We start from the raw sequence: 21,154 nt of genomic DNA, 5'->3' as shown, positions 1-21,154 counted from the left end.
ACATTTTCTCTTAGTATACAGCAAAACCGTTTACTATACATTTGTTTCCTGCATAGCGGCAAATTCATCCTCAGAAATAAGGACATCTCTCGGTTTCGTTCCTCTACCTTCAGAAATAATTCCTTGCGATTCCATCTCTTCAATGAGACGTGCCGCGCGATTATAACCGATGCGGAATTTTCGCTGTACAGAAGATGTGGACGCTCCCCCTTGTTCTACAACAAATTGACATGCATCAAGGAACAATTCGTCTTCCGACTCAGCTTGTTCTGTTTTCGCTAATAAATCCTCTTGCTTAAATAAGTAATTCGGCTTCATTTGCTTTTTCACATGATCAACTGTTTTTTCAATCTCATCATCCGATACATATACACCTTGTACACGAACTGGTTTAGATGTACCGTTCCCTAAGAATAACATATCACCACGGCCAAGTAATTTCTCCGCGCCCCCAATATCAATAATCGTACGCGAATCAACTTGAGATGATACAGTAAACGCAATACGCGTTGGAATGTTTGACTTAATTAAACCTGTAATAACATCTACAGATGGACGCTGCGTCGCTACTAATAAATGAATACCACAAGCACGTGCTTTTTGCGCAATACGACAAATCGCTTCCTCAACATCACCAGGTGCTACCATCATTAAATCGGCTAACTCGTCAATGACAATAACGATATAAGGTAATGTCTCTCCTGGAATTTCTCGCTCACTTACAATCGTATTGTAGCGAGTTAAATCACGAGCACCTGCGTGTGCAAACAATTCATAACGGCGTTCCATTTCCTCAACTGCCCATTTTAATGCAGCTGTCGCTGCTTTTACATCCGTAATAACAGGTGCTACAAGATGCGGAACAGAATTGTATGGTGCAAGCTCAACCATCTTCGGATCAATTAACATTAACTTCACTTCATGTGGTTTCGCTTTATATAAAATACTCGTTAAAATGGCGTTAATACACACACTTTTACCTGAACCCGTTGCACCCGCAATAAGTCCGTGCGGCATTTTTCGAATATCCGTTACAATTGGATCCCCTGAAATATCAAGTCCAAGCGCAACAGTAAGCGGTGATTCACTCTTTGTGAATACAGGACTTCTTAAAATTTCGCGAAGAAATACTGGCTTACTTTCTTTATTTGGAACTTCAATTCCAATTGCACTCTTCCCTGGAATCGGCGCTTCAATACGAATATCTTTCGCAGCTAAACTTAACTTAATATCATCACTTAAGTTTGTAATTTTATTTACTTTCACACCTGGGTCTGGCTGTACTTCAAAACGAGTTACCGCTGGCCCTTGCGATACATTAATAACATGTGCGCCAACGTGAAAATTATTAAACGTTGTATCTAATAATTCTTTCTGCTCCTCTAACCATTCTGTATTATCTAACGCTGATTGCTGTGGAATCGACAACAGCGCTAATGGTGGAACAGTATATGTCGGTGGTGTATGCAATACATTTCGCATATCGTTCTCTCTTTGATTTACAACATATGCTTTCTCTTGTACTTCCGTACTTGAAATTGGCTTTTGTACTTGCTCTACCACTACTTGCTGCATTGGTTGCTCTTCCACTTGTGGTTCTACTACTTGCTGCACTGGACGCTCTTCCACTTGTGGTTCTACTACCACCTGCTGCACTGGGCGTTCTTCCACTTGTGGTTCTACTACTTGCTGCACTGGGCGCTCTTCCACTTGTGGTTCTACTACTTGCTGCACTGGGCGCTCTTCCACTTGTGGTTCTACTACCACCTGCTGCATTGGGTTTTCTTCCACTTGTGGTTCTACTACCACCTGCTGCACTGGGCGTTCTTCCACTTGTGGTTCTACTACCACCTGCTGCACTGGGCGTTCTTCCACTTGTGGTTCTACTACCACCTGCTGCATTGGGTTTTCTTCCACTTGTGGTTCTGCTACTACTTGCTGCACTGGGCGTTCTTCCACTTGTGGTTCTGCTACCTCTTGTTGTACTGGCTTATTCTCTACTCGTACATTAGCAGAAGGCTGCATTGCATTTGCTCTAGCTGCATGTCTTTCCATTAATCGTGTTCTATCTTGTTTCAACATAACAACATTAAATGGTACATGGCGCTTTTTCTCACGTTTTGGTTCTTCTTTTTGTACAACTGGTTGCTCTTCTGCGATTGGTGTTTCTTCTACAACTCGTTGCTCTTCTACGACTGGTGTTTCTTCTACAACTCGTTGCTCTTCTACGACTGGCGCTTCTTCTACAACTCGTTGCTCTTCTGCGACCTGTGCTTCTTCTACAACTCGTCTATTTTCCTCTGTTTCTGCAATTAAAACATTCGCAAAGCTTTGAACATCTTTCTTCGTTTGTTCATCAGCCTCAGCAACATGTATGAATTCACTCTTTTGTTCAATTGCTTCATCTTCTTGCTGAATTTCCTCAAGTGCTACAAATGTCTCTACTACAGGCGCTTTTGTTTCTGCAATCACTTCTGTTTCTTCTGCTTCCGCAATTACTTCCACTTCTTCTGACTCTTCCGTTTCTGCAATTACTTCCACTTCTTCTAGCTCTTTTGCTTCCGCAATTACTTCCACTTCTTCTGACTCTTCTGCTTCCGCAATTATTTCCACTTCTTCTAACTCTTCTGCTTCCGCAATTACTTCCACTTCTTCTGACTCTTCTACTTCCGCAATTACTTCAGCTTCTTCTGACTCTTCTGCTTCCGCAATTACTTCTACTTCTTCTGACTCTTCTGTTTCTGTAATTACTTCCACTTCTTCTGACTCTTCTGTTTCTGTAATTACTTCCACTTCTTCTAGCTCTTCTGTTTCCGCAATTACTTCTACTTCTTCTAGCTCTTTTGCTTCCGCAATTACTTCCACTTCTTCAGGTGCCTCTGTTTCCATAACTACTTCTTCAAACTCTTCCGTTTCTGCAATTACTTCTACTTTTGACACTTCTTCTGGTATTTCCACAATGATTGTTTCTTCAAGTTTTTCTTCTGCTTTGACAATCACTGATTCTTCTGGAGCTTGCTTTTCTACTTCAATAGTAGGTTGTTTTATTTCTGTATTACGTTTAATTTCTTCTGATAATATTGTATCCTCGTGCTCTACTTTAGAAGCTACTAATTCTTCTTGTAGATTGTTTTCGTTTAACACCACTACATCTTTTTCTAGCTTAGCACTTTCCATCTGCTCAGCTACTGTTTTATGAAGTAATTCATCCGCTGAAACTTCCTGCGGTGTACTCATTTCTTGAATCACTTCTTTTTCTTCTACTAAAGGCACTTGGCGTTCAATTTCATAACCGTTTTTCTCTAGCCATTGATCAACTACTGACTTTTCTTCCTTTTTATTCTCTTCATATTGTTGCTCCCCTTGCTGGTTAGCAGCTCTATGACTAGAAGAAGTTGGTGCTTGTCCTTCTGAGAAATCAGATAATGTATATCCTTTTTTCTCTAACCATGCATCAACGACTGATTTACCCTCTACAGATATTTCAAGGTCTTCTCTTTCCTTTACTTCCTCCTGCTTTTCTTCCTTTTTCTCTACTGAAGGACGATTATATCCATAAATTGGCGAAATCATTTCTGTTGGACGAAATGGTCTACGGTTACTCTCTTGCGAAGGTACAGATGCCTTTTTAACGACAGACTCCCGCACCGGTTCATATTGCACTTCCGGCTCTTCATATGTAGAAACTACCTTTTCCACATACGGTCGTCTGCTTCTTTCCACCTTTATTCCTCTTTGGGCAGTCGGTTCTTCATATGTTACTCCTTGAACAGGTTGTTCTTCGAAGCGATTTACTTCGCTTTCATCCTCTTCATCGAACCCATTATCCGGTACTAAAGGAAAACGGCATTTACCTGCATTCCTACTTGCCATTTGTGCTTCTCTTGCTTCAGTGTAGTGGTTTACACGAGGAATTTTCGGCTGACTTTCAATTTGCTTTGGTACTTCTTTATTCATCGCTGTTTGTTCTTCCTCTTTGTTAAACAGCTTTTTCATCCAATCTAACATGCTTACCACTCTTTCTACTAAATAGTAACATCCTTTATTGTATCAGCATTCGGCAAAAAGTGCAGGTAAAATTAAGCATGTCATATTTATCCACAATATTCTAATTTACGAGTGTTTCATATGAAAAAACGCAGCCTTTCATATAAGACTGCGCTTAAGCTTTACTCTTCTGATATGCATCTATGCTATCCGTTACACTTTGCAATAAAGAATTTACATATTGCGGGTCAGATAATTTTTTATCTTCTTCATAGTTTGACATAAACCCAAGTTCTAATAACACACCAGGAACCTTTGCCCAATTAAATCCAGAAAGATCATCCCGAAATTTAATTCCATTTACTTTTACTTGCTGGTTCTCCCTCATTTTATTTACAATCATTTGAGAGATTTGAAGACTTTCCGCATAAATCTCTTTCGTATACGGACTTCCTTCTGCCGGCGTCAATACAGCGAATCCACTTTGGTTTGGATTTTCAGAACCATCTGCATGAAGACGTAAAAATAAATTAGCCTTATGATTATTTGCGAATGTCGCCCTTTCTTTATTACTTATATCAACGTCTTGTGATGTTCTCGTCATTAATACTTGTATCCCTTTTGCTTCAAGCTTTTCTTTTAATAAAAAAGCCATTTCTAATACAAGTACAGCCTCTCTCTTTTTCGTCACAACACCTGTTGTACCGTCTGTCACTTTATATTTTTGCGTTGTTGCCCCTGGTCCAATCGGCTCTAAATTTAAATTCGATTTTTGTTGATGCCCTGGATCAATAACGACGAGAAACTTCTCTTGTTTTTCATTACTCTCTATTTTTTGTTCATTATTTTGCACTGGTTGCTCAGTTGGCTGCACTGGCGTAGTTTCTTCTTTCTTTTCATCAGATGATACTTCCTCTTGCTTATGTTCTACTTGGTCATTCGTTTGAATTGCTTGCGATTCTTCGTTCTTTTCTTGTTCTTGCTTCTTTTCTACCGGTGCGTCTTCTTTGGTATCTTTGTTTTTCTCTTGTATAGAAGATCTAGTTTCTTTTTTCGGCTGCTCTTGTGAACAACCGGCCATATATATTCCAATGAATGCAATCATGCTCATTATTTTTATATACTTCATACTTCTCCCCCATCACTTTGCACCGGATTCAAAGTTTTTCTTATAATTGCCCTATAATCTCATCTATATTTCCAATATAAACTGGCTGCCATTTTTCTGTACCACGTTCTGCAGTATAAAGCGGATAAGCGGCATCATCTATATTTACGAAAACTGGATCGCCCATATCCGTTTCATATCCAATTGTAATCCATTCTTCTTTCCATTTTCCGTGTTCTTCACTTATTAATGAATTTTTATGTTTATCGTGTCGGTAACCGATTTGTCCTTTTTCTAATTCACTTTCACTAAACAAATATATTTCATAAGTACCTAGCTCAACATCTTGCTGTTTTGAAGTTTCAATTCGTTTTAGAAGTTCTGCGATTTTTGGTTGCTGTTTCATACTTCTATCCCCTTCTACTTTTCTAAATTTTAACTAGATTGTTTATAAAATACAATATAGATTTTAAGAAAAAAGGTGACATCCTTATCATATTAACAATTTTTTGAATATATCTATCACTACTCTCAATATATCAACGATTTTTTAAATATATCTATCACTATTCTCAATATATCAACAATTCAACACGAAATTTCGAATTACCAACAATGAATGCAAAAAAAGAGAGGCTGTCCAAAAGGACAACCTCTCTTTTCTTATATCAATTAAAATTTAAACTCTTGTCCAACTTCAAAGCTATCTTCTAATACAAGAATACCTTTTTCTTGTGGAGCATCTGGAAGCTCTAATTCACGTGCAGAGCAGATCATTCCAGAAGAAGGAACACCGCGAAGCTCAGCTGGCTTGATTAACATACCGCTTGGCATTACAGCGCCGATTTTTGCAACGACAACTTTTTGTCCTGCATCAACGTTTGGTGCACCACATACGATTTGTAATGTTTCTGTACCGATTTCTACTTTACAAATGTTTAGCTTATCAGCATTTGGATGTTTTTCTTTTTCAGCTACATAGCCTACAACAAATTTCGGAGAAAGATCTGCTTCTACTGTTTCTTCAAAACCATTCTTCGCTAAAATTTCGTTGATTTTCTCTACAAGCTCTTTCGTTAATGTAAGGTTGCCTGTTTCTTTTACTTCTAAGTAAGAAGATGCATTAAAGATGTTGAATCCTGCTGTCTCATTGCTTTCACGATCGTATACGCGTGCAACATCTCCTTTGCGATCAAAAGTACGGTTCTCTAAAGTAATATCTTGTAAGGCAACAATTAAAGTGTCACCAATTCCTTCAAGGTTGTAAAAAACGTTCACTTCGTTCATCCTTTCTCTTTTCCATCTGTCTTCTTCCGATTTTTCGCTAAAATAAAGATTGGTTCAAATTCCCCATCTTCATATACGAATGAAAGTGATGTAATCGGAACATGCCCTTCGGCAAAAAATTTCATTGTCATTTGTGCAATAATATCATAACCGATTTCGTTGACGATATCAGCAATAATTAATACATCTTGGTGAGGAACAGCAACAACCATGTCACCAGAAATCTTTTCACGCATCGATTGTAGTAACGATTCGTTTAAAATACGAGTCGCGTCATACCCATCATTTGTGTTTAAAAAGTAGAATGTATTACCCGCTACTGTGTCTTGTTTAAATTCATAACCTAATGAGCGTGCGTTGAATAATGCCATTTCACGCACTTGCTGTTCTGTAAGTTCTAATTTTTGTAATAGACGCTCATCAATTAGTCGATACGTTTTATTCGAATCTAAAGCATAGTAAATACGTGTTTCCGCCGTATGATCCGTCATAATAAACGGATTTCCTTCTTCTGCTTGTTTCGGGAAAGAAGTAGAGCGAATAACAGGTAAAATTTTCGCTCCGCTATTTTCTTCTTTATGCATCGCAATTAGCGCTTCTTGTACGTAATAAGCAACTTCTTCAATTGCCTTTTCTTTGTTCACTTCCCATTTTGCCACAACTCCTGGAAGCGATACGTTAATACCTTTTTTGGAGTCTTTTTGTTCAATACGTAAAACTTCTTTCTCACTATCATACTGAAAGTCCCATTCTGGGCGAGATAATTTCTTTATTAACTCATCTTTCATCTTTTTACTTGTCATCTTCATCTCTTTTTTCCTCCCTTCCAAAAAAATAACCTCCCCCGCGAAGGTAGAGGTTGTTTTACAATTCAATTGGCAAATTGCCTTATTTTAAACCTTCAATGAACTCTTCGATTTGTTCTTGTGTTTTACGATCTTTGTTTACATAGCGACCAGTTTCTTCACCTTTATTGTACGCTACAAAGCTCGGAATGCCAAATACGTCTAATTTTACACATAGATCAATAAACTCATCACGATCTACATAGTAAAATGAGAAATCACTATATTTCTCTTCTACTTCTGGCATAAATGGATCTACAAAGCGGCAGTCTGGGCACCATTCTGCTGAGAACATAAAGACTACATTCTCTTCATTTTTTAACTGTTGGAATTGCTCCATGCTTTCTAATGACTTCATCTATATTTCCTCCTCTAACGGGTGCATTTTTCATGTTATAATCTTTCTTTTATACTACCATACATCGCGCATGGTGCAAGGTTTATGCTTGCTTTTTGTCATACTTATATTGCCCAACTAACAACTTAACAACGTGTACAAATAATTCCGTGCGGTCGACATAATCATCTGTAAAAATACCGATAGCACCTTCGTGACTACGAATATCTTTTCGCTGCACAAACTCTTCCATCACTTCGCTTAATTCCTTACCATCTTCAAGAGGTGCTAAAAAATCGTCTGGTAACGTAATACGCGCTCCTCCGGCCACAAATACTTTCCCATCCATTGTTGCTAGCGCGCCCCAATTACACATAAATAAACCGTGCTCCGTTTTCATTACGCCGCCTTCTAGCCCAATACCAATTGGAGCTTCTCCTTCCTCTAGCGCTCGCTTCGCTCTATTAATCGCTCCTTGCATCGTCTCTTCATCTGAGAAAGGCTGAGCTGATACTCCTGACGGAACAGAAAGAGATGTAATTTCAGCATCTTTCCAAACCTTCTCCACAGCGCCAACCTTCGTTTTATTCTTTGACCCTACTACTACTTTCATTTCGTTCACCTCTATAAAAATTCATCATTCTATTCTAATATCCGTATCAGATACGAATTAAGCATCAACCACTACCACATATCACCAAGTCATCTATTCAGCCTAAAAAAGAAGGGTTTTTCTAGCAACATTACCGTCTTCAAAAACAAAAACAGCCTTCCTCTCACTTCCTACTTGGGGTCTTCATACATCATTCGAACACCAATTAAACACTGACCACTCCCACTCATGGATGGGTCATCTATTCAAGCTAAAAAAGAAGGGTTTTCTAACAATATTACCATCTTCAAAAACAAAAACAGCCTTCCTCTCTTTTCCTATCTAGGGTCTTAATACACCATTCGAGCACCAATTAGGCACTGACCGCTTCCACTCATGGATGGGTCATCTATTCAAGCCAAAAAAAGAAAGGCTCTTCAGCCCTTCTTCCTCTCTACGCGTTATTCTTAATTGTCTCTAACGTCGTTTTATCTGTTGTTCTTACAAGCTTCGTAATTAATTCTTTCGCCGCTGCATAATCATCAACATGTAAAATTGAAGCATGTGTATGAACGTAGCGCGCACAAACACCAATTACTGCTGATGGGATACCAGAGTTACTTGTATGTACACGGCCCGCATCTGTACCACCTTGTGAAATAAAGTATTGGTACGGAATGTTGTTTGTTTCTGCTGTATCTAAAATGAATTCGCGTATTCCTCTATGTGTTACCATCGTGCGATCGTAAATACGAAGAAGGGCACCTTTTCCTAATTGACCGAACTGTGTTTTGTCACCAGATGCATCGTTTGCTGGACTTGCATCAAGCGCATAGAAAATATCTGGTTGAATCATATTTGCAGCTGTTTGCGCTCCGCGGAGGCCTACTTCTTCTTGTACAGTAGCACCAGAGTATAATGTGTTTGGTAATGTTTCATCTTTTAATTCTTTTAACAATTCGATTGCAAGACCACATCCGTAACGGTTGTCCCAAGCTTTCGCCATAATTTTCTTCTCATTTGCCATCGGTGTAAACGGGCAGATCGGCACGATTTGTTGTCCTGGTTTTACACCAATTTCAATCGCATCTTCATAACTATCTGCACCTATATCAATTAACATATTTTTTATATCCATCGGTTTTGCACGTTGCGCGTCACTTAATAAATGAGGAGGAATAGAACCAACAACCCCAATAACAGGACCATTCTTCGTCATAACTTGTACACGCTGTGCTAATAAAACTTGACTCCACCAGCCGCCTAACGTTTGAAAACGAAGCATTCCGTTTTTCGTAATTTGCGTAACCATGAAACCTACTTCATCCATATGACCTGCTACAAGAACACGTGGGCCAGTTTCGTCCCCTTTTTTCAGACCAAATACGCTACCTAAACCGTCTTGTACAATTTCATCTGCATATTTGCTTAATTCTTGTTTCATAAAACGGCGTACATCATGTTCAAAACCTGATGCACCTTGTAATTCTGTTAACGTACGAAATAATTGTAATGTCTCTTTATTCACGAAGTCCCCTTCTTTCAAACCTTAGTAGAATACCTCTTTTATTGTAACGAAATTTTCGAAATGTTTCTAGTTTCTTCTTTTTTAGCTGTATTTGCTTTATAATTATTATCGGTACACTATTTTTATTTTATAGAATTGAGGTGAATATATGAGCTGGAAAGGTTTAGTAGCAGGTCTTGGCGTTGGGTTCGCAGCTGGTTATCTCGTTGCAAACAAAGTACAAGAACAATCCCATATTTCTTCAGAAAAAGCATTGAAAATGGTGAAACAAGCATTAAGTCATAAAGGTGAAATTACTGGCTCTTGGGTACATATGGTTCCAGAGACATTTGAAAAATATGATGTCGCATATGAAGTTTATCGCGGCGGTCTTACAACAATGTTAAATGATATACAAGAACGATTTGAATTTTTAGTTGATGCTAAAACAGGTACTGTTTTAGAGGTTATAGCAGCATAAAAAGGAGGGTTCCCATTAGGTGAACCTCTTATTTTTTAATTGTGGGTATTGATTAAAATTATATCAGCGATTTCCCAATTATATCGACTTATCAACAAAACCCGACAATAAAAAAGAGGCTGCTCCAATAAATATGATGGAACAACCTCCTATTTTTATGCTTCTATACTCGTTTTCCGTTCTATTTTTTCTACGATATGCCCTTCCTCATTCCACTTCACAGCGCGATAATATGCATCATGGTAAAACGTAAACCATGCCTCTTTTTCAGCACCATACTTCATCCACTTTTGCTTATTTTCAATCGAGGTCATCGGATAATCATCGTATGCCATTACCCATAATACATTTTGATGCGCGTGCGTCGGCAATAGGTCTGCTAAGTGTAGCATCGTTTCCCCTTGACTCTCCAAAGCAATAACTGCATGTCCATCACTATGACCACCCGTACGCGCCATCTTGATTTCATCTGTAATTTCTATTTCTTGCTGGAACGTAACAACTTGATCTACAATTGGCTCCCAATTTTCCTTCCAATATGTATTACGTGATCTAATGTTTGGATTCCTCATTTCATTCCATTCTGTTTCACTTACGTAAACTTTCGCATTTGGAAATGACGGTACAAGGTGATCATCTTCCCATTTTGTTAGACCAGATGCATGATCAAAATGAAGATGTGTCATCAAGACGTAGTCGATATCTTCAGGCTTTAATCCTAATTTTTCTAATGATTCATAAACTGATGATTCTTCTGTTACACCTTGATTTCGTTTCATCTTCTCATTCAACTTACCGTTTCCTATCCCGGAATCAATGAGCATATTTCCGTCTTTTGTTTGCAAAAGTAACGGATCTGTTCGTAAATAAATATGATTTGTATCATTATGTTTATATTTACGTGACCAAAGTACTTTCGGCACGACTCCAAACATTGCTCCTCCATCTAAATGTGTATTCCCGCCTTTTAACCACGTTACTTTTATATCTCCAATTTGTAACTGTTCCATTACACATCCCCCTTTTTAATTAATCTTAACATAAAATTCTGATTATTTTAGATGTAAAAAAACCTACGCATTACTGCATAGGCTCTGTACGATATTTTGCTTCAACTCGGTAAATACGATGACCTTTACTAGAGAATTTCTCTTCGTATTCAGTCATGATGTTACCTTCAAAGTCGCTGTTATGAAGATCTAAGCTTAAGTATGTTAGTAACATACCATACTCAGCCATACTCATAAGAGAATATTCAAATAAACCTTGGTTATCTGTTTTGAAATGAATTTCTCCGCCTTCTACTAACACTTCTTCGTAATTACGTAAAAATGTTTTATACGTTAAACGACGCTTTGTATGACGTTTCTTTGGCCATGGATCTGAGAAGTTTAAATAAACGCGATCAATTTCACCTTTCGCAAAGAAAACTGTTAAATCTTCAGCATCTTTATTAATTAACTTTAAGTTTGGTAATTCTTCTTCAATTAATTTATCAAGTGCATCTACAACAACACTTGTGAATTTTTCAATTCCAATATAATTAATATGTGGATTCGCTTTCGCCATATCATACATGAAGCGGCCACGACCTGTACCTACTTCAATGTGAATTGGTTGTTCGTTTCCAAATACTTCTTTCCAGCTACCAGCGCGCTCCTCTGGGTTTCCGATTACGATATGTGAATATTCATTAATTCGATCCATTGCATACGGTTTATGTCTTAAACGCATAGATGTTTCCCTCTCTTTACATAGCTATTTTAAAGGAATAATTCCTTCTTTCTTTTTTAATCAATCTACCAAACAAAAAACCAAGTACGTACGAGCACTCGGTCCGTTTCTTTCAAGTATAAGATGTACCATTTTGATAAAAACTACATACAGCATTAAACATTCCATGACGAAACAGCTTTTTCTCTTACATTTGAAGAGAAAAACAATCGAAAGGATGATCCGTTCATGCCAATTAATCAACAACATCAATTAGAAGTGCTGAAAGATATTTTAGTCAACCACCAAAGTGATTGCTGCGGGACAGTTTCAGAATGCGAGCAATTAGAGCGCCTCATTCAATCGTTACTCGCAAACGATAATATAAGTAGTGACGCTAAAACAATGCTAAACGATGTATATTCTTATAGTCAATCGGGTAAATCTTCCTCTAATTTGGACAACCATATTTCCAATAATCAAGAACAACTTACTCAGTGGATTGCTGGAATGGACAATTTTTCTTAAGTATCATTCTGAAGCAAGTAGTTGCTGTAAATATTGATGCCAATATTCAGCTTCTGCTTGCTGTTTTTTTGTTGTATGCCATTGAATAGACAAAATCGTTTGTGCTATCACATACCATCTCATACGCCTAAGCAGCGATTCATCCATTTCAATATCATAGTAACCGAGCCACTCACTCCATTCCTGGCGCGGAATGTACCAATATAATAACATACCGAGGTCTAGAGCTGGGTCAGCAATTACAGCTCCATCCCAATCAATTAAAAACAATTCATCTTCATCCGACAATAGCCAGTTGTTATGGTTTACATCACAATGGCATACAACGAATTCATTGTATTCAATAGCTTTTAATGAATCCATTAAATATTGAAGGCCTTGCTGAATTGTTTCATCATCCCTTATATCTCCTCTTAAAACGAGTTGCAGTTGTTGTAATAACTCTTGTGCGTGAAGCGGCTGCTTCCCAAGTCTTTGAATCATCTGTACAAGCGCTTTAGAGGAGTGTATTTTCTTCAAAAGTTTCGCAACACGTTCTAGTTTCATATCCTCTGGCTCTAGCTTCTGTCCCGGAAGCCATTTTTGAGCAGAAATTACATCACCATTCGTTACCCTTCTTGTCCAAAGTAATTTTGGAACAATTCCTTCTGCTGACAATACCGCTAAAAAGGGCGATGTATTCCGCTTTAAAAATAACTTCTGTTGTCCGTTTTGCGCAATATATGCATCGCCCGTTACTCCACCAGCCGGTACAAGACTCCACTCTTTTCCTAATAATTGTTCCAACCATTCCATATTCATTACCCGTTAACAAATCCTTATCTTTTATAGTTATGAAAAGAAAAACCGCAACATTTCTACACATGTTGTGGATTCATATATTTTACTGTAAATGAAAAGAAAAATTAGCCTAAGCCAAAAATCCTCTATTTTATTTTACAAAACCTGTCATAGAATGACAACTTATCAAAATCGTCACCTTTGTCAATTCTACATTTATTACATTCTCATCGTCAAGTAGCGATTTGTCACATTATCGTCAATATATACGTGCTAATTGGAGCGAGCTTAAGTTCCTTTCCTCTAAATGAAGAAATTGGCTCTATTTTCGCTTCGTTTTCGTTTACTAACACATGCCACGTTGCTTCTTTCGGAAGTTGCACAGTTTTAGCTTCTAAACCGCTATTAAATAAGACGATAATCTCTTTCCACGGCCCAAACGTTTCTACATGCTCGAGGTGATATGCAAGTACTTCTGTAGATGTTTGTAAAAAAGTCATATGTTTTTTTATAAGGTCTGCGCTTTGTAATCGGAATGCCCCATGCTCTTTACGAATCGCAATTAAACCTTTTATATAGTTAACGGTCTCTATCTCTTTCTCTTTTTGATCCCAATCTAATTGATTGATCTCATCATTTGCATTATAACTATTTTCATTTCCTTTCTTCGTACGATAGAACTCTTGCCCTGCGTGTAAGAAAGGAATGCCTTGTGAAAGAATAACCATTGCGCTCGCTAACAGGTGACGTTTTTTCAAAATCGTTTCTGATTCTTCATTACTGCGCACTAGTTTATCCCACATCGTCATATTATCATGACATTCTACATAGTTAATGCTTTGCGCTGGCTCTAGAAACAGCCCTGTTTCTTTCATACTTAAAAGACTTCCTGCTGCAATATACTGCAAATGATTACAGTCTACATGCCCACCAAATGCAAAACCACGCTTATTTATATGAAATGTACTCCCTTTTATCCCATCACGAAATTGATCATTAAACTGCGCGATATGTGGCATTTTCTTCGCATTATTTAACGTTGCTTTTTCTTTGGCAGGAAGCGGTGTTTGTAAATCCCATCCTTCTCCTAATAACAAAGCATCTCTTTTTATGTTTCGCACTTCTTTTTCTATCATATTCATTGTATCAACATCTAAAATTCCCATTAAGTCGAATCGGAATCCATCGACATTGTATTCAGTAAGCCAATATAAAATAGACTCTACAATGAATTTCCTCATCATTTTCCGTTCAGACGCTATATCATTTCCGACTCCCGTCCCATTAGAAGGCATACCATCTTCACCATGACGAAAATAATATCCTGGAACAAGCTTTTCAAATGATGATAGCTCTCTTTCATAAACATGATTATATACAACATCTATAATCACCCTAATACCTTGTTTATGAAATGTTTCAATTAGTTGTTTGCACTCAACTATCCTGTTATACGGATCAGAGGGGTTTGTAGCATAATATCCTGTTGGTGCATTGTAATATAATGGATTATATCCCCAATTATAGGCGGACGAAGGATTCGCCTCATCTACACCACCGAAACAATATAAAGGTAATAGTTCAACATGTGTAACACCTAAATCTTTTATATGAGACACCCCTGTTAATGTCCCATTCCGTCCTGTTGTTCCCTCTTCCATCAATCCTTTATATGTTCCCTTTTGAATTACTCCACTATTTGGATGTATAGTCGCATCACGAATATGCAGTTCATACAATATGGCATCTGTCATTGATTGTAATGTTGGTAATCCCTCTCGTCTTGTTACATTCGTTTTTTCTAAATTGATAACAACACCATGTTTTCCATTTACCGTCACCGACTTTGCATAAGGATCCACAGCTTCGTTCCATATTAAATTAATACAAACAAGAAATGTATAGCGTGCTCCGTCTAAATCACCTTGTAATGTTTGAATCCAAACTCCGTTTTCTCCCCTGTACATTTCATGATCGGCATATTCTTTATCGCCCTTATAAATTCTTACTTTCGCAAGCCTTGCAGTTGGGGCCCATACTTTAAATGTCGTTTCTTCTTTTTGATAAACAGCACCTAAATCTGTACCTTCGTAATAATACTTTTCATCGAAAATTTTTGTTCGAATAACAGCACCTATTTGTAAATCAGTTTCTTCATTCCGTTCATCTCGTACTGTATAATACTTCCCCACATCTAGCGGCTCTTCTATAAAGCACTCATACTTCGTTGCATCTGGAAGCGCAATCGTATGAGCAATCGGTAAATCTTTCACATTACTTCCTTCTTGCAAACGAAATGTCCGACTTGTTCCATACGCATGTGGGAGCAAAATTGTAATTTTATTCATTTCATCTAAATAGGCATCAAATGGACGTTTTACTTTCAACATAAAAAAATCACCATCATTCTCAAAGTTAAAATAAAGTGAAACTTTAATGAGCGAGAAAATTTCTCCATCCTCACTTATTATTAGCCTTCACCAATTAGGCGAGATAAAATGAGCTGCAAATGATAAGGCTTTTCTTATCAACAAGACTCTATACAGTAACTCCATTCTTCTCTATAGTATATTCACCTGCATAAAAAACGTTTTCAACATTCTATTTTTGTAATTTTATTTCAGCAATCGATTTATACTTCGGGGTTTCTTTCACGTGGGATTCGTATAAAGTAATTGTATCTGCTTGAAATGATATTTCAGGCACTTCTTTTATACTTTCTAAACGAAACTTTTCTTCTCCTATCCATTTACGAGCAACGGTAATATGCGGGTGATATGGGCGTGTTTCTAGAGAAAATCCATTTTCTTCACAAATGGCATGTATTTGCTTTTGCAACTGAAACAAATCGTGATTCTCACTTACCTTCGCCCAAAAAATACGAGGCTGATCTTCCCTACCAAACGTTGAAAAACCTTGTAATGTGAACGATAGTTCTTTTGTTTCTGCAATTGTTTGTAATCCATTCTTTATTCCCTCTAGCTGTTCCTCCGTTGCACTCCCTAAAAATGAAAGGGTAATATGATAGTCTTCTTTATGTACCCATGAACGAAATTGTAATTCCTCTTGCATGTCCTCTTTATAGTTAGACAGCATTTCTTTTATATGATTCGGTAACGTAATTGCGACAAAATAATGCAGTTCCATGTACATCTTCTCCTTCTTTCTATTGTTGCTTTTCTTTCTTATCTCATTCAGGTAAAAAGAAGCCGCTCTCCAAAATAGAGAGCGGACATTATTTATATATCCATTACTTCGCTAATTCATGAATTGCTTGCGCGTAAATTGCTGTTGCTTTTAATAAGTCTTCAATTTCGATATACTCATCTTTTTGATGCGCAAGTTCTTCTTTTCCAGGGAATAGCGGGCCAAATGCCACACCAGCTTTTAATGAACGAGCATAAGTACCGCCGCCGATTGCTAATAGTTCTGCTTTTTCACCTGTTTGTTCTTCATACACACGTTGTAACGTACGGATTAATACGTGATCTTTATCGACGTGATGCGGGCGAGAATTAGAATAGTCAGCCACTTCAAAACCATGCGTACCAACATATGCTTTCAACTTCACAATTGTTTCTTCAAAGTTAGTTGTAACTGGGTAACGTACGTTTAGCCCTAAGTTACCACCGTTTTCTTTCGTATAAGAAATGCGACCGACATTCACTGTTAACGGACCGCTAATTTCATCTTTATAAGCAATAGTAGCTTTTTCACCAAAAATATCACCAGTAAATGTTTCTGTTGCAAATGTCGCAAATGCAGTTGCTTTTCCATCAAGTGAAACTGTAGTTAAGAAGTTTGCTAATAATAAACCTGCATTTTCTCCTTTTTCAGGAGTAGATCCGTGCGCTGAAATTCCTTCTATTTGCAACGTCACTGTATTTCCTTCTATAGTCGATTTCCCTATTTTTTTAGCAGTTTGTAAATACTCTTCATATGCTACTGTAAGTGCATTTACATCTTCTCCTGTAATAACCGCTTCTGCAAAATCAGGAACCATATTTAAACGGCGCCCTGAATCAAATGAAACAAGTTCATATGTACCTTTTTTCTCTTCACTACCATTTTGCACAACTTGTATATCAGAAATTCCTTTTTCTGCATTAATAATTGGAAAATCCGCGTCTGGCGCAAAACCGATTGTTGGCATTTCTTCGTTTTTAAAGTAGTGATCTACACATTTCCAATTGCTTTCCTCATCTGTTCCTATAATCATACGAACACGTTTGGAAAGAGGTAAGCCTAATTCTTTCACAATTTTCATCGCATAATATGCTGCCATCGTTGGGCCTTTATCGTCAATTGCACCACGTGCAAAAATCTTTCCGTCGCGAATATCTGCACTATATGCAGGAGTCGTCCAGCCATCTCCTTCTGGTACAACGTCAACGTGACAGAGAATACCTACTAATTCTTCTCCTTGCCCCATTTCAAGATGACCTGCATATCCTTCTAAATTTTTAGAAGTAAAACCTTCAGTTTCTCCTTTATGTAACATGAAAGATAAAGCTTTTTCTACACCTTCACCGAATGGTGCGCCCTCTTTCGCAGATTCTTCTTCCCATACACTTTTAATTTGTAAAAATTGTTGTGTATCACGAATTAAATCATCTTTTCGTTTCGCAACTTCTTCTGTCCAATTAATTGCTGACATCACGCATCCATCCTTCACTATATTGTTTCTTTCATCATAACAAACCGAAATCTCTTATGCCATACACGAAAACTAAATACCGAACAATTGTAATATTTCAGATATTTCTTATTAGTTTTTCTTTTGTTTTTTCAAAAAAATTTGCAGGAATTTGGCGTTTTACGTAGAATTTTATGTGTTAGTTGACTGACCATATATACAATGTCAACTACCAATATTTTTCTATATGAATATTTGTTAAATTTCTGTAAAATTTAAGTAGATTAAAGCATGAATTTTATCATGTAGAGTACAATGGTAGTAACGACCTTCTTTCCTGAATGGGGTCAAAAAAACTAGTAGAGGAGTGGTTTTCTCTTGAAACCTACAACTACTCGTATGCTAACACGCATTAAATCAATTTATATGTACATCAATGAAAACGGAACGGTAACGACGAAAGACCTTGTAGATGAGTTCGGGATCACACCGCGAACGATACAACGTGATCTAAATGTGTTGCAGTTTAATGAACTCGTGTATAGCCCTTGCCGCGGTAAGTGGACAACAACAGGAAAGAAAGTGAGAATGACCTCATAACGAAAAATAATTGTATGGTAAATAAATACATACCCCTTTCTAATAATTAGAAAGGGGTCTTTTCTGCGCCTATAAAGGTACTACTTTTCAGTATCTACTTGATATGTTTTTAACATTTCTACTTCTTCATCTGTTAGCTCTCGGTATTGTCCAAGTTCTAGTTCTTCATCTAATACTAACGGACCCATCTCTGTTCTCTTTAGGTAGACTACTTTTTTTCCTACCGCTTCAAACATACGCTTCACTTGATGGAATTTCCCTTCCGTAATCACAAGCTCAATTTCAGAAATATCATCGCTTTTCAATATTGTAAGTGCACCTGGCTTTGTTTCATAGCCATCGTCTAAAATAACACCTTTAGCAAATTCTTTTACATCCTCTTCTGTTACTACTCCTGCAACGTGTGCATAATATTTTTTCGGCACATGCTTTTTCGGAGATAATAATTGATGTGATAACTTCCCATCATTTGTTATCAATAAGAAGCCTTCCGTATCGATATCAAGTCGTCCAACTGGGAACGGATCAAAGATTGCATCTTCTAATTCTAATAAATCTATTACTGTTTCATGATTATCATCTTCCGTCGCTGAAATAACACCTTGTGGTTTATGCATCATTAAGTAAACAAATTCTTTGTATTCCACAACTTCACCGTGAATCATAACTTCTTGCTCTTCTACATTTACATGAACTTTCGCATCTTTTACTGGCGTTCCATCAATTTTCACAACGCCATCTTTCAATAATTTCTTTACTTCTTTTCTACTTCCATATCCCATATTTGCTAATAATTTATCTAATCTCACGTTTTTCACCTTCTTTATTTATCATAGAAAAGGGGACGTAATTACGCCCCTCTTGATTTCAACTTTATTTTAAATCTACTACCAAGTTTACGTTGAATTTTATCTAATGCTTCTCCACCAAATACTCTTTCAAGTACTCCTGTGCGAATTGCTAACAATCCGTAAACAAGACCGCCAATACCTGCACAAATCGCAACTGTTATAAGAGCACCAATACGGCCATCAGGCGAAATCATGAAGGATAGAATCCATTGTGATAGTTTTACAGCAACAACCATTATAAGTGTCAGTACTGCAATTTGGAATGTTCTTTTATATACAACACCGAATGAATAGTGTGCGTATTTTTTAATTTGTTGATTTGTGTACCAAACAGAAGCTAAGAAACCAACTGCTGTCGCTAGAATTGCTCCTACTGTACCGAAATAACGAATAAAGATTACGTTACATACAAATTTCAAAATAACGCCCATTATAAGCGCAATAATCGCATGCTTCTGCTGGTTAATACCTTGCAGGATTGCCGCTGTTACTGTAAATAAAGCGAATAACAACGCAACTGGTGCATACCACATTAATACTTGTCCACCTAGTGGATCTGAATCGTAAAACGCAGTATAAATTGGATATGCAAGTGAAGAAATACCGACAACTGCTGGCAATGTTAAAAACATATTTGCCTGGAATGTTTGTGTAATTTGTAATTTCAAATAGCGGTATTGTTTTTCAGTAAATGATTTTGTAATTGCTGGTACAAGCGTTAAACTAAACGCTGTTGCAAGTGATACAGGAATCATAATTAACTTATGCGTCCACATTGTGAAAATACCGAGAGCTCGCTCTGCGATATCACCTTGACCAATCGCCTGCATAATTGAGTTAAATGTCAATGTATCAATTTGTTGATATAAAGGAATTGTTAACCCAATTACAACGTAAGGAATCGCATATGCAAATAACTCTTTAAACAATTGAACGGTGCTTACTGTTGATTCTGGTACAGTTTGTTCAATTAAATATTGATCCAAATATTTTTTACGTTTTAGCCAGTACCAAATTAACACACCGAGTGCTCCAACCGCTGAAACGAACGCAGCAAATGTCGCTACTCCAACTGCTGTTGCAACTGTACCGCCAAGTACTTTAATAACGATAAAACTACCTGCTAATAAAAAGACGATACGAATAATTTGTTCAATAATTTGTGAAACGGTAGTTGGTCCCATAGACTGGTGACCTTGGAAATAACCACGAATTAAACTCGCTGCTGGTACAACAATAAGTGCGAAACTTACAAGACGAATGATCGTCGTAACTTCTCCTACATTATTGTGTATACTTTGTTTACCAAGCATCGCTTCTGCAAACAATGGCGCCGTCATGTACAGTACTAGGAACGAAAGAACTCCTGTTACTATCATCATAACCATTCCCGAGCGGAACATTCTCCGGCTCGTTTTATAATCGCCAAGCGCATTATATTTGGAAACAAATTTTGAAACAGCAAGTGGCACACCTGCCGTTGCGATACTTAAAAAGATCGTATATGGAATGTATCCATATGTATAGAGCGTTCCGCCTTCTGTTCCTACTAATGCATGAAACGGAAAGACGTAAATCATGCCTAAGAACTTTACTAAAAATGTCCCTAGCGTAACAATAAGCGTTCCGCGCAGAAATTTCGAATCGGACATACAAAAATCCTCCTACATCTACATAAAGTGAAACTATAATTAGTTGGAGACTTCTCTCCCACTCCTTATTAGTTGAACCATTCGAGCATTTACAGGCTAACAGACTCCCTATTTACTTCTCCTAAATCTTGAGGTTTTAGTCTTATCGCCTACAAATGGCAGGATAGTGCTGAACTCTAACTTTTGTATTGTACCACAATTCTCTCATTAAGCAGTACTTCACTCTATTTTTCTTTTAAGGGAAAACATG

Annotated in this window: 19 protein-coding genes; 3 read left to right on the top strand and 16 right to left on the bottom strand. The window is 37.4% G+C overall.

Annotated features, from left to right (window positions below; translation table 11 throughout):
- Positions 1-33: 33 nt before the first annotated feature.
- From M1D66_RS04020 to M1D66_RS03985, 8 genes are all read right to left on the bottom strand, one after another.
- Positions 34-4,008, bottom strand: coding sequence for a DNA translocase FtsK (locus M1D66_RS04020; protein WP_242555008.1), 3,975 nt, complete (start codon positions 4,006-4,008; stop codon positions 34-36).
- Between the two features lie 154 nt (positions 4,009-4,162).
- Entirely contained in the window at positions 4,163-5,116 is a 954-nt protein-coding gene (locus M1D66_RS04015) for an N-acetylmuramoyl-L-alanine amidase (RefSeq protein WP_242555007.1), read from the bottom strand.
- A gap of 40 nt (positions 5,117-5,156) precedes the next feature.
- Complete coding sequence (locus M1D66_RS04010) at positions 5,157-5,501, bottom strand: thiamine transporter (protein ID WP_242555006.1); 345 nt, start codon at positions 5,499-5,501, stop codon at positions 5,157-5,159.
- Positions 5,502-5,767: 266 nt separating this feature from the next.
- Positions 5,768-6,382, bottom strand: coding sequence for a YtpR family tRNA-binding protein (ytpR, locus tag M1D66_RS04005; protein ID WP_001006761.1), 615 nt, complete (start codon positions 6,380-6,382; stop codon positions 5,768-5,770).
- On the bottom strand, positions 6,379-7,191 hold the full coding sequence (locus M1D66_RS04000) for a DUF1444 domain-containing protein (protein ID WP_000784588.1): 813 nt from the start codon (positions 7,189-7,191) through the stop codon (positions 6,379-6,381). The genes ytpR and M1D66_RS04000 overlap by 4 nt, the downstream gene beginning before the upstream one ends.
- 79 nt (positions 7,192-7,270) lie before the next feature.
- Entirely contained in the window at positions 7,271-7,585 is a 315-nt protein-coding gene (locus M1D66_RS03995; RefSeq protein WP_000838193.1) for a thioredoxin family protein, read from the bottom strand.
- Positions 7,586-7,667: 82 nt separating this feature from the next.
- Complete coding sequence (locus M1D66_RS03990; protein WP_000869940.1) at positions 7,668-8,177, bottom strand: DUF84 family protein; 510 nt, start codon at positions 8,175-8,177, stop codon at positions 7,668-7,670.
- 433 nt (positions 8,178-8,610) lie between these two features.
- Entirely contained in the window at positions 8,611-9,684 is a 1,074-nt protein-coding gene (locus M1D66_RS03985; RefSeq protein WP_001031514.1) for a M42 family metallopeptidase, read from the bottom strand.
- A gap of 148 nt (positions 9,685-9,832) precedes the next feature.
- On the opposite strand from M1D66_RS03985, the gene M1D66_RS03980 reads away from it, so the two are divergent.
- A complete protein-coding gene (locus M1D66_RS03980; protein WP_000118543.1) occupies positions 9,833-10,144 on the top strand; it encodes a PepSY domain-containing protein in 312 nt (103 codons plus the stop codon).
- A 155-nt stretch (positions 10,145-10,299) separates the two neighbouring features.
- On the opposite strand, the gene M1D66_RS03975 is transcribed toward M1D66_RS03980, so the two are convergent.
- Entirely contained in the window at positions 10,300-11,154 is an 855-nt protein-coding gene (locus M1D66_RS03975; protein ID WP_000436855.1) for a YtnP family quorum-quenching lactonase, read from the bottom strand.
- A gap of 70 nt (positions 11,155-11,224) precedes the next feature.
- On the bottom strand, positions 11,225-11,878 hold the full coding sequence (gene trmB / locus M1D66_RS03970) for a tRNA (guanosine(46)-N7)-methyltransferase TrmB (protein ID WP_001239385.1): 654 nt from the start codon (positions 11,876-11,878) through the stop codon (positions 11,225-11,227).
- Between the two features lie 228 nt (positions 11,879-12,106).
- Here trmB and M1D66_RS03965 point away from each other — a divergent pair, with 228 nt between their 5' ends.
- Positions 12,107-12,385, top strand: coding sequence for a YtzH-like family protein (locus tag M1D66_RS03965; protein WP_001122235.1), 279 nt, complete (start codon positions 12,107-12,109; stop codon positions 12,383-12,385).
- A 3-nt stretch (positions 12,386-12,388) separates the two neighbouring features.
- On the opposite strand, the gene M1D66_RS03960 is transcribed toward M1D66_RS03965, so the two are convergent.
- The 4 genes from M1D66_RS03960 to pepV all read right to left on the bottom strand — a co-directional run bounded on the left by M1D66_RS03960 (position 12,389) and on the right by pepV (position 17,822).
- Positions 12,389-13,186 carry a phosphotransferase family protein gene (locus M1D66_RS03960; protein ID WP_001986674.1) on the bottom strand — a complete coding sequence of 266 codons (798 nt, stop codon included), beginning with the start codon at positions 13,184-13,186 and terminating at the stop codon, positions 12,389-12,391.
- A gap of 227 nt (positions 13,187-13,413) precedes the next feature.
- Positions 13,414-15,555, bottom strand: coding sequence for a type I pullulanase (gene pulA / locus M1D66_RS03955; protein WP_242555005.1), 2,142 nt, complete (start codon positions 15,553-15,555; stop codon positions 13,414-13,416).
- A 211-nt stretch (positions 15,556-15,766) separates the two neighbouring features.
- On the bottom strand, positions 15,767-16,312 hold the full coding sequence (gene thpR / locus M1D66_RS03950; protein ID WP_000418984.1) for an RNA 2',3'-cyclic phosphodiesterase: 546 nt from the start codon (positions 16,310-16,312) through the stop codon (positions 15,767-15,769).
- A gap of 103 nt (positions 16,313-16,415) precedes the next feature.
- Complete coding sequence (gene pepV, locus M1D66_RS03945; RefSeq protein ID WP_001274259.1) at positions 16,416-17,822, bottom strand: dipeptidase PepV; 1,407 nt, start codon at positions 17,820-17,822, stop codon at positions 16,416-16,418.
- Between the two features lie 357 nt (positions 17,823-18,179).
- On the opposite strand from pepV, the gene M1D66_RS03940 reads away from it, so the two are divergent.
- The gene (locus M1D66_RS03940) at positions 18,180-18,401 is read left to right on the top strand and encodes a DeoR family transcriptional regulator (RefSeq protein ID WP_000805512.1); all 222 of its coding nucleotides are present in this window, start codon (positions 18,180-18,182) and stop codon (positions 18,399-18,401) included.
- A gap of 80 nt (positions 18,402-18,481) precedes the next feature.
- Here the strand turns inward: M1D66_RS03940 and M1D66_RS03935 are convergent, their stop codons facing one another.
- Together M1D66_RS03935 and M1D66_RS03930 are read right to left on the bottom strand one after the other, a co-directional pair.
- Positions 18,482-19,210: a pseudouridine synthase gene (locus M1D66_RS03935; RefSeq protein ID WP_001234947.1), complete on the bottom strand. Its 729-nt coding sequence runs from the start codon at positions 19,208-19,210 to the stop codon at positions 18,482-18,484.
- Positions 19,211-19,251: 41 nt separating this feature from the next.
- Positions 19,252-20,904 (bottom strand): putative polysaccharide biosynthesis protein, encoded by a 1,653-nt coding sequence (locus M1D66_RS03930; protein WP_001284028.1) that lies wholly within the window; start codon positions 20,902-20,904, stop codon positions 19,252-19,254.
- Positions 20,905-21,154 lie beyond the last annotated feature (250 nt).

The sequence above is a fragment of the Bacillus sp. PK6-16 genome (assembly GCF_056530295.1).
Note: the sequence above shows the minus strand (reverse complement) of the source record. Positions and strands in the feature narration are given on the sequence as shown.

Coding starts and splice junctions, on each gene's coding strand:
- M1D66_RS04015 (WP_242555007.1), bottom strand. CDS start 5,116: ATGAAGTATATAAAAATAATGAGCATGATTGCATTCATTGGAATATAT.
- M1D66_RS03965 (WP_001122235.1), top strand. CDS start 12,107: ATGCCAATTAATCAACAACATCAATTAGAAGTGCTGAAAGATATTTTA.
- M1D66_RS03930 (WP_001284028.1), bottom strand. CDS start 20,904: ATGTCCGATTCGAAATTTCTGCGCGGAACGCTTATTGTTACGCTAGGG.
- M1D66_RS03995 (WP_000838193.1), bottom strand. CDS start 7,585: ATGAAGTCATTAGAAAGCATGGAGCAATTCCAACAGTTAAAAAATGAA.
- M1D66_RS03980 (WP_000118543.1), top strand. CDS start 9,833: ATGAGCTGGAAAGGTTTAGTAGCAGGTCTTGGCGTTGGGTTCGCAGCT.
- M1D66_RS04010 (WP_242555006.1), bottom strand. CDS start 5,501: ATGAAACAGCAACCAAAAATCGCAGAACTTCTAAAACGAATTGAAACT.
- thpR (WP_000418984.1), bottom strand. CDS start 16,312: ATGGAACTGCATTATTTTGTCGCAATTACGTTACCGAATCATATAAAA.
- pepV (WP_001274259.1), bottom strand. CDS start 17,822: ATGTCAGCAATTAATTGGACAGAAGAAGTTGCGAAACGAAAAGATGAT.
- M1D66_RS03990 (WP_000869940.1), bottom strand. CDS start 8,177: ATGAAAGTAGTAGTAGGGTCAAAGAATAAAACGAAGGTTGGCGCTGTG.
- M1D66_RS04020 (WP_242555008.1), bottom strand. CDS start 4,008: ATGTTAGATTGGATGAAAAAGCTGTTTAACAAAGAGGAAGAACAAACA.
- M1D66_RS04000 (WP_000784588.1), bottom strand. CDS start 7,191: ATGAAGATGACAAGTAAAAAGATGAAAGATGAGTTAATAAAGAAATTA.
- M1D66_RS03960 (WP_001986674.1), bottom strand. CDS start 13,186: ATGAATATGGAATGGTTGGAACAATTATTAGGAAAAGAGTGGAGTCTT.
- ytpR (WP_001006761.1), bottom strand. CDS start 6,382: ATGAACGAAGTGAACGTTTTTTACAACCTTGAAGGAATTGGTGACACT.
- pulA (WP_242555005.1), bottom strand. CDS start 15,555: ATGTTGAAAGTAAAACGTCCATTTGATGCCTATTTAGATGAAATGAAT.
- M1D66_RS03975 (WP_000436855.1), bottom strand. CDS start 11,154: ATGGAACAGTTACAAATTGGAGATATAAAAGTAACGTGGTTAAAAGGC.
- trmB (WP_001239385.1), bottom strand. CDS start 11,878: ATGCGTTTAAGACATAAACCGTATGCAATGGATCGAATTAATGAATAT.